Source organism: Streptomyces sp. SAS_281 (genome assembly GCF_052542855.1).
Window position 1 is genome coordinate 1 of sequence record NZ_JBMNDO010000211.1, and the last position, 6,256, is coordinate 6,256.

A 6,256-nucleotide genomic window follows, 5' to 3' on the forward strand; every position below is an offset into this window, starting at 1 on the left:
ACGAGGGGTGCCCCCGCTTTGCTGTACGCCTCAGACCGGAAAGCCGTCCGTGGGCAGCGTGACGTCGAACGGCGCGGGAAGCGCGAGCGGCTTACCGAACGGCACCGCGTCGGAGTGCTTGTACGTGCCGTGCTCGCCCGGCTCCGTGAACAGGGTGGCCATGGCGCCCCGGGTGTCGAACCGGTCGATCAGCAGGTACATCGGCACCCCGGCCCGGGCGTAGGCGCGGTACTTCTTCGTACGGTCCTCGCGGGCATTGCCCTTCGAGGTGATCTCCACGACGAGCAATGCTTCGGAGGCGTCCATGGGGGCGCTGACGTCGGGATCGGCGGCGTCGATCAGCTCGGACGGCATCACCACGAGGTCGGGGACGTAGAGCTTGTCGAGCGGGGCGACGTGCACGCCCAGCGTCTGGTAGATCTCCAGTACGTCGGGCAGATTCCCGTAGAGGCAGCGCTGCACCTTGGCGGCGATCCCGTTGTGATGCGCGTGCGGCGGCGGTACCAAGACGATCTGCCCTTCGTCGATCTCGGCGCGCCACCCCTCGGGCACGTCCAGCTCCTGCCAGGTGCGCAGGAGGTAGTCCCACTGGCGGCCTTCAGGGTCCTGCTGGTGTTCGACCATCGCGGCGGTCATCGCGGGTCCCTTCTTCTGAAGCCTGTCCGGGGAGCGTAGATCGGCGGTTTAACGGCACGGGGCCGCATTCCTCAGCGTCCCACGTTCGTGTGAGCGACGCACCGAGCGCCGCTCACCGTTGCCTCTGGACCAGCCCCAGCAGCGCCCCATGCGTCTCCCGGTCCGCAGCCACCACCAACCCGCCCGCGCCCCGGTCCACCGGCAGGCCGTCGACGCCCGTCACCACGCAGCCCGCCGCCTCGCAGAGCGCGATGCCCGCCGCGAAGTGGACGCTGTCCAGGCGCAGGCCGGGGCCGCCGTCGGTGATGTACGCGGCCCGGCGCCCCGCAGCCACCCACGCGACGGCCACCGTGCTGGAGACGACTCGCGGGCGGAAGCCGGCCCCCGCGCCACCCCCCGAGAACTCCGGCGCGACCAGCAGCTCCGCCGCCCGGAACTCCGCCCCGTGCGGGAACGGCGGGTCGAGGTTCAGGTCCACCAGCCGGGACTCCGCCGAGGGTATGAGGCGTTCATCCCGGCCGTCCGCCCCCCGGGCCCACGCGCCCGCCCCGTCCGTCCAGAAGACCTCGCCGCTGAACGGATCGGCCGAGGCCGCCGCCACGATGCCGGAAGAGGCGTCCCGCAGCGCGACGTTCACCGCGACGAGCATGTTGCCCACCGCATAGTTGAGCGTCCCGCACAACGGGTCCACCAGCCACCGGCGACCCGCCCCGGCCGCCCCCGTGGCCCCGCTCTCCTCACCCGTCACCGCGTCATCGGGCCGGGCCGCGCGCAGCACGTCGAGGACGGCCTCCTCCGCCGCGATGTCGGCGGCCGTGGCGAAGTCACCCCCGCCCTTCTCGTACCGCGCCAGCGACGCCCCGTACATCTCGCGCACCACGGCCGCCCCCGCCGACGCGGCCCGCAGGGCGACGTGCGCATCGCTTTCCATGTCCATGGTCACCATCCCCGCAGGCTAACTCCCGGCGCTCCGGGCGCCGTTCCCCCCAGCCCACGCGGCGATCTCAGCGGCCCCCGCCGGACCGCCGCATCCCGGTCCCCGGCGAGCGCCGCACAGGCCGCCGCGACGTCCGGCGCGTCCGCATCCGCGAGTGCGTCCAGCACTCCCGTCCCCAGCCGGTCCGCCTGCCCGTCGTCCGCCCCGGCCACCGCGCGAGCAAGCGTCCGCACCGCCGCCGTCGTCCCCATCCGGGCCAGGGCCTCCGCCGTCCGCCGGGTCACCGCCGTGTCCTCGGCGTCCAGCGGCAGCCGCACCAACGCCTCCGCGACCTCCGGCACCTCCGCGAAGGCCGCGAGGTCCCGCCCCGCACGCGTCCGCCGCTCCCACGAGGGAGACGACGCCGCAGCCAAGCCCGCCTCCCACGCGCTCACCTCGGCAACTGCCCTTCCCGGTTGATCTCCGTCACCCGCGCCCGCAGCACCGCACCCGGCGTCGCCTGCCGTACGGAGTCCGCCGGGCAGTCCCACGCCGGCCCACCGCCCGGCGGCCGCAGCCGCACGTACGGCCCCACGCGCCCCATCACCCGGCCGATCCGGCCGTCCCGCACGTCCACGGCGAACGACCCCGGCTCCGGCGTACAAGCCTCCGGGCCGTCCCCGTCCGTCATGAGGCCGCCGCCTTCTCCGCCAGCACCCTGCTGAGCTGCTGCGCAGCCGCGAGGTTGCAGCGCCCCAGGTCCACCAGGACCGCCGGGTCGTCACCCGCGCACGAGGCCGCGTCGATCCGCAGCGAGGGCAGCTTCACCCCGGCCCGCGCGAAGCCCTCTCTCAGCGACGCCACCACCTCCTCGGCCTCCCGAATCTTCGCCACTGCCGCTCTGCGCCGTTCCGTAGTCGTCATGATCCATTCCTTCCACACTGAGTAACGACGATGCATACCCAGAGTGGTGATTCTCTCGCTAGCCTGGAAGGGGCGCAGGCCCAACAAACGCACGTGTGCAACAGGGAGTTGTCATGCCAGGTCCCAGGAAGCTCGACCCCTCCTCCTCTCCCCGAGCCCTCCTGGGTGCGGAACTCCGCCACCGAAGAGAACGCGCGGGCCTCTCCCAGACCGATCTGGGCGAGCTGCTGTACGTCAGCGGCTCCTTCATCGGCCAGCTGGAGAACGGCTACCGCCGCATGCAGATGGACCAGGCGATCAAGTTCGACGAGATCCTGAGCGCGGACGGCTTCTTCAAGCGCAACTGTGCGGCCTTGGAGAAGTCGAAGTACCCGGATCACTTCGCGGAGGCAGCGGAGGCGGAGGCGCGGGCGACAGAGATCAAGCAGTACGCGCCGCAGCTCATCCCGGGCCTGTTGCAGACGGAGGCATACGCCCGAGCGGTGTTCCGGGAGTACCAGCCCACAGCCGTCGAGTGCGTGATCGATGAACTGGTGGCAGCGCGTCTCGACCGAACACGACTCCTCGCCGATCCAACACAGCCGATGTTGTGGGCCGTATTGGACGAAGCGGTGTTACGTCGAAAGGTTGGCGGGCCCGCATGCATGGCCGAAGCTCTGCGCCACATCACCGAGTTGATAAGGCAGCACCGGATCATCGTGCAAGTACTGCCGTTCTCCGCAGGTGCCCACGCAGCCCTGACCGGCTCGCTCAAGCTCATGTCGTTCGCCGACGAACCACCACTCGCCTACGTGGACGGCATGGGCATCGGCCGTCTGCAGGACGATCCGGCAACGGTCAGACAGTACGAACTCACCTACGATCTGGTCGTGGCCAGCGCGCTCTCACCGGCAGCGTCCCTGGCGTTGATCGAGTCGGTGGCGGAGGATTACGAGCATGAGGCACAACAGTTCTAACTACGACCTGTCCACGGCCATTTGGTGCAAGTCGAGCTACAGCGGCGGCGACGGCGGCAACTGCGTGGAGGTCGCCACCTGGCGCAAGTCCACGTACAGCGGCGGCGACGGCGGCGACTGCCTCGAAGTCCTCGACGGCATCCCCGACATCGTCCCCGTCCGCGACTCCAAGGTCACCGACGGCCCGGCGGTCGTGTTCGCAACGGCCGCGTGGCAGCAGTTCGTCACCGACCTCAAGCACGGCTGACGCGGCGAGAACCGGAAGCCGGTACCACTGACGCGCACGGTGGTACCGGCCCCTTGACCTCAACCATGCTTGAAGCAACACGATCTCCCCCATGCAGACAGCTACGGAATGGATCAGGGAGAACGCCCACGCGCTCACCGCGCGAAAGCCGGACGAGCCGTTGGACGACCTGCGCCCGCTGGCCCCGCTGGTGCGCGACGCGAAGATCGTGGCGCTGGGCGCCGCCACCCGGCAGACGCGCGAACTGTCGGTGACGGCGCACCGGATCGTGCGCCTGCTGGTGGAGGAGGAGGGGTTCCGGAGCGTCGTCCTGGAGGGCGACGACCCCGGCCGGCTCGGCCTGGCGGGGTACGTGGCCACCGGCGAGGGAGACCCGGCAGCCATGCTGGCGGAGGCGCGGGCGTTCTGGCGGACCGCCGAAATCCTCGACCTCGTCCGGTGGATGCGGTCGTACAACGAGCGCCACCCGGACGACCCGGTACGTCTCGCGGAGCCACCGGCCGCACAGGCAAGCGCCCTGGCGGAAGCGGAACGCGCACTCGCCGACGGCGCGGCCTGGTGGCAGCGGCACACGGGAGACAAGGTCGTCTACTGGGGCGGCATGGCGCACACCGCCATCGGCAACCCGCGCACCGTGTCCGTATCCCCCTCCGCACCCCCGCAAACGCACCAGAACATGGGCGGTTACCTGCGTGAGCGCATGGGAACGGGCTTCCGTTCCATCGGCCTGACCGTGGCGCACGGTTCGATAGGCCAAGCCCTGCCCGCACCGAGCCCGGACTTCGTGGACAGCACACTGAGCGCGGCCGCCGGAAACAGGCCGGCGTACCTCCTGGACCTGGCCCTCCCCCGCCCCGAGCCGGTGCGCCGCGTCCTGGACGCCCCGACCCGGACACGCTTGATCGGCCCGACGTACGACCCCCGGCACGACGACTCCCACCACATGTCCGGCGCCTCGCTCACCACCTGGTTCGACGCCGTGATCCACACCGAAGAGGTGACGCCGTACCGGCCGCTGTCCTGAGGCCGGCGCCACCGCGTGTTCAGCGTGCGCCGGTCTCCCGGGCCCGGCCGGTGGCCGTGCGGACGTCGCCGGTGAGGGGCAGGCCGTGGCCGGGGAGGAGCAGGGTCGCCCCGGTGAGTTCGTCCAGCCGGTCGAGCGAGGTCAGGGCGGCGCGGCTGTCGTGGGTGAAGCCGCGACAGACCAGGGCCGGGCCGGTGTGGCCGGTCAGGCCGTCCTGGGTGACCAGGGCGTCGCCGGTGAAGAGCAGCCCCCGGGCGGGGAACAGGTATCCGGCGCTGCCCGGGGTGTGGCCGGGCAGCAGGACGGCCCTCGGTGCGCCGGGGACGTCCTCCAGCCGCCCGTCGGCGCCGAAGGTGCGTACACCGGGAGTGGCGGGAGCGGTGAACGCACCCGCGCGGGCGAGGTGCAACGGGGTGCCGATCGCCGCGGGCCGACGCAGGAGGTAGGGCAGCATCGAGCGTTCCGGTTTGGCGTGGCGCATGGCACTGCGCGGGCCGTCGCGCAGGATCGCCGCGTCGCCCTCGTGGACCCAGATGTCTGCGCCCGCCTGCCGGAGGGCGGGGGCCAGGCCGGTGTGATCGGGGTGTCCGTGCGTCAGGAGCACGGCGCGGATGTCGGCCAGGGAGCGGCCGGAGCCTGCCAGGTGTGCGCGCAGTTGATCGAGGTGGCCCGGCAACCCCGCGTCGACAAGAACCAGACCATCGGGCTCCTCGACCAGGTAGAAGTTGACGACGTCGTCACCGAGGCGGTCCACGCCGGGGGCGACGCGCCGGTCGGAGAGGGTGGAGCGGTTCATGCGGTCCTCCGGAGCGGAGACGGACACATTTCGATACAGTCGACTGTAATGGATGAGGGAGGCGAGCGAGATGCCCAGCGGGACGCCGCGCAGACCATACGATTCGGGGCGCCGGCAGGAGGCCGCACGCCGCAACCGCGCCGCGATCCTGGCGGCGTGCCGTGAACTGCTGCTCCGCGACGGCTACCGGGCCACCACCATCCGCGCGGTGGCCGAGCGCGCCGGCGTCTCCCCCGAGACCCTCTACAAAGCGTTCGGCGGCAAACCCGGACTGCTCAAGGCACTGTGGGACGTCACACTGGCCGGGGACGACGAGCCCCTCGCCATGGCCGAGCGCCCTCAGCTCCAGGCCGTCCTGGCCACGCGCGACGCCCGCACCAAGCTCCGCCTGTACGCCGCGTTCGTCCGCGGCGTCCACGAACGCCTCGCCGCCCTGTCCGCGCTCCTCGCCCAGGCCGGCCCCGAGGTCGGCCAGGTCCTCTCCGCAAGCGAGGAGGAACGCCTGACCGGAGTGACCGCCTTCATCACCCACCTCGCCCGGACGGACGTCCTGCCCCCGGATGTGGACACGGCCCGCCTGGCCGACTCCTGGTGGGCCCTGACCGGCCCCCATCTGTACACCCAGCTCACCGCCGCCCGGGGCTGGGACGCCGACGCCTACGAGGACTGGCTGACCGGCATGCTCACCTCGGCGCTTCGGGACACGCGCTGAGCGCGTGGTCGCCGCAGACGTACGGCCGGGGGGGGGGGGGGGGGG

Annotated in this window: 10 protein-coding genes; 4 read left to right on the forward strand and 6 right to left on the reverse strand. The window is 71.7% G+C overall.

What is annotated here, in order from left to right:
- Nucleotides 1-30: 30 nt before the first annotated feature.
- The 5 genes from ACN6LM_RS37305 to ACN6LM_RS37325 form a co-directional block, all read right to left on the reverse strand.
- Nucleotides 31-636 carry a Uma2 family endonuclease gene (locus ACN6LM_RS37305; protein WP_445069866.1) on the reverse strand — a complete coding sequence of 202 codons (606 nt, stop codon included), beginning with the start codon at nucleotides 634-636 and terminating at the stop codon, nucleotides 31-33.
- 112 nt (nucleotides 637-748) lie between these two features.
- Nucleotides 749-1,582 carry an inositol monophosphatase family protein gene (locus ACN6LM_RS37310; RefSeq protein WP_445069867.1) on the reverse strand — a complete coding sequence of 278 codons (834 nt, stop codon included), beginning with the start codon at nucleotides 1,580-1,582 and terminating at the stop codon, nucleotides 749-751.
- A complete protein-coding gene (locus ACN6LM_RS37315; protein WP_445069868.1) occupies nucleotides 1,576-1,986 on the reverse strand; it encodes a HEAT repeat domain-containing protein in 411 nt (136 codons plus the stop codon). The genes ACN6LM_RS37310 and ACN6LM_RS37315 overlap by 7 nt, the downstream gene beginning before the upstream one ends.
- A gap of 17 nt (nucleotides 1,987-2,003) precedes the next feature.
- Complete coding sequence (locus ACN6LM_RS37320; protein WP_445069869.1) at nucleotides 2,004-2,243, reverse strand: hypothetical protein; 240 nt, start codon at nucleotides 2,241-2,243, stop codon at nucleotides 2,004-2,006.
- Complete coding sequence (locus ACN6LM_RS37325; RefSeq protein WP_164399438.1) at nucleotides 2,240-2,476, reverse strand: hypothetical protein; 237 nt, start codon at nucleotides 2,474-2,476, stop codon at nucleotides 2,240-2,242. The genes ACN6LM_RS37320 and ACN6LM_RS37325 overlap by 4 nt, the downstream gene beginning before the upstream one ends.
- Nucleotides 2,477-2,589: 113 nt before the next feature.
- Here ACN6LM_RS37325 and ACN6LM_RS37330 point away from each other — a divergent pair, with 113 nt between their 5' ends.
- The 3 genes from ACN6LM_RS37330 to ACN6LM_RS37340 all read left to right on the forward strand — a co-directional run bounded on the left by ACN6LM_RS37330 (nucleotide 2,590) and on the right by ACN6LM_RS37340 (nucleotide 4,703).
- The gene (locus ACN6LM_RS37330) at nucleotides 2,590-3,432 is read left to right on the forward strand and encodes a helix-turn-helix domain-containing protein (RefSeq protein WP_445069870.1); all 843 of its coding nucleotides are present in this window, start codon (nucleotides 2,590-2,592) and stop codon (nucleotides 3,430-3,432) included.
- Complete coding sequence (locus ACN6LM_RS37335) at nucleotides 3,413-3,679, forward strand: DUF397 domain-containing protein (RefSeq protein WP_445069871.1); 267 nt, start codon at nucleotides 3,413-3,415, stop codon at nucleotides 3,677-3,679. The genes ACN6LM_RS37330 and ACN6LM_RS37335 overlap by 20 nt, the downstream gene beginning before the upstream one ends.
- A 91-nt stretch (nucleotides 3,680-3,770) precedes the next feature.
- Nucleotides 3,771-4,703: an erythromycin esterase family protein gene (locus ACN6LM_RS37340; RefSeq protein ID WP_445069872.1), complete on the forward strand. Its 933-nt coding sequence runs from the start codon at nucleotides 3,771-3,773 to the stop codon at nucleotides 4,701-4,703.
- Nucleotides 4,704-4,722: 19 nt separating this feature from the next.
- On the opposite strand, the gene ACN6LM_RS37345 is transcribed toward ACN6LM_RS37340, so the two are convergent.
- On the reverse strand, nucleotides 4,723-5,499 hold the full coding sequence (locus tag ACN6LM_RS37345; protein WP_445069873.1) for an MBL fold metallo-hydrolase: 777 nt from the start codon (nucleotides 5,497-5,499) through the stop codon (nucleotides 4,723-4,725).
- A 52-nt stretch (nucleotides 5,500-5,551) separates the two neighbouring features.
- On the opposite strand from ACN6LM_RS37345, the gene ACN6LM_RS37350 reads away from it, so the two are divergent.
- The gene (locus ACN6LM_RS37350; RefSeq protein WP_445069874.1) at nucleotides 5,552-6,211 is read left to right on the forward strand and encodes a TetR/AcrR family transcriptional regulator; all 660 of its coding nucleotides are present in this window, start codon (nucleotides 5,552-5,554) and stop codon (nucleotides 6,209-6,211) included.
- Nucleotides 6,212-6,256 lie beyond the last annotated feature (45 nt).

Excerpts from the sequence above, each read along its gene's own strand:
- ACN6LM_RS37305 (WP_445069866.1), bottom strand. The coding sequence starts at position 636 with ATGACCGCCGCGATGGTCGAACACCAGCAGGACCCTGAAGGCCGCCAG.
- ACN6LM_RS37310 (WP_445069867.1), bottom strand. The coding sequence starts at position 1,582 with ATGGTGACCATGGACATGGAAAGCGATGCGCACGTCGCCCTGCGGGCC.
- ACN6LM_RS37320 (WP_445069869.1), bottom strand. The coding sequence starts at position 2,243 with ATGACGGACGGGGACGGCCCGGAGGCTTGTACGCCGGAGCCGGGGTCG.
- ACN6LM_RS37325 (WP_164399438.1), bottom strand. The coding sequence starts at position 2,476 with ATGACGACTACGGAACGGCGCAGAGCGGCAGTGGCGAAGATTCGGGAG.
- ACN6LM_RS37330 (WP_445069870.1), top strand. The coding sequence starts at position 2,590 with ATGCCAGGTCCCAGGAAGCTCGACCCCTCCTCCTCTCCCCGAGCCCTC.
- ACN6LM_RS37335 (WP_445069871.1), top strand. The coding sequence starts at position 3,413 with ATGAGGCACAACAGTTCTAACTACGACCTGTCCACGGCCATTTGGTGC.
- ACN6LM_RS37340 (WP_445069872.1), top strand. The coding sequence starts at position 3,771 with ATGCAGACAGCTACGGAATGGATCAGGGAGAACGCCCACGCGCTCACC.
- ACN6LM_RS37345 (WP_445069873.1), bottom strand. The coding sequence starts at position 5,499 with ATGAACCGCTCCACCCTCTCCGACCGGCGCGTCGCCCCCGGCGTGGAC.
- ACN6LM_RS37350 (WP_445069874.1), top strand. The coding sequence starts at position 5,552 with ATGAGGGAGGCGAGCGAGATGCCCAGCGGGACGCCGCGCAGACCATAC.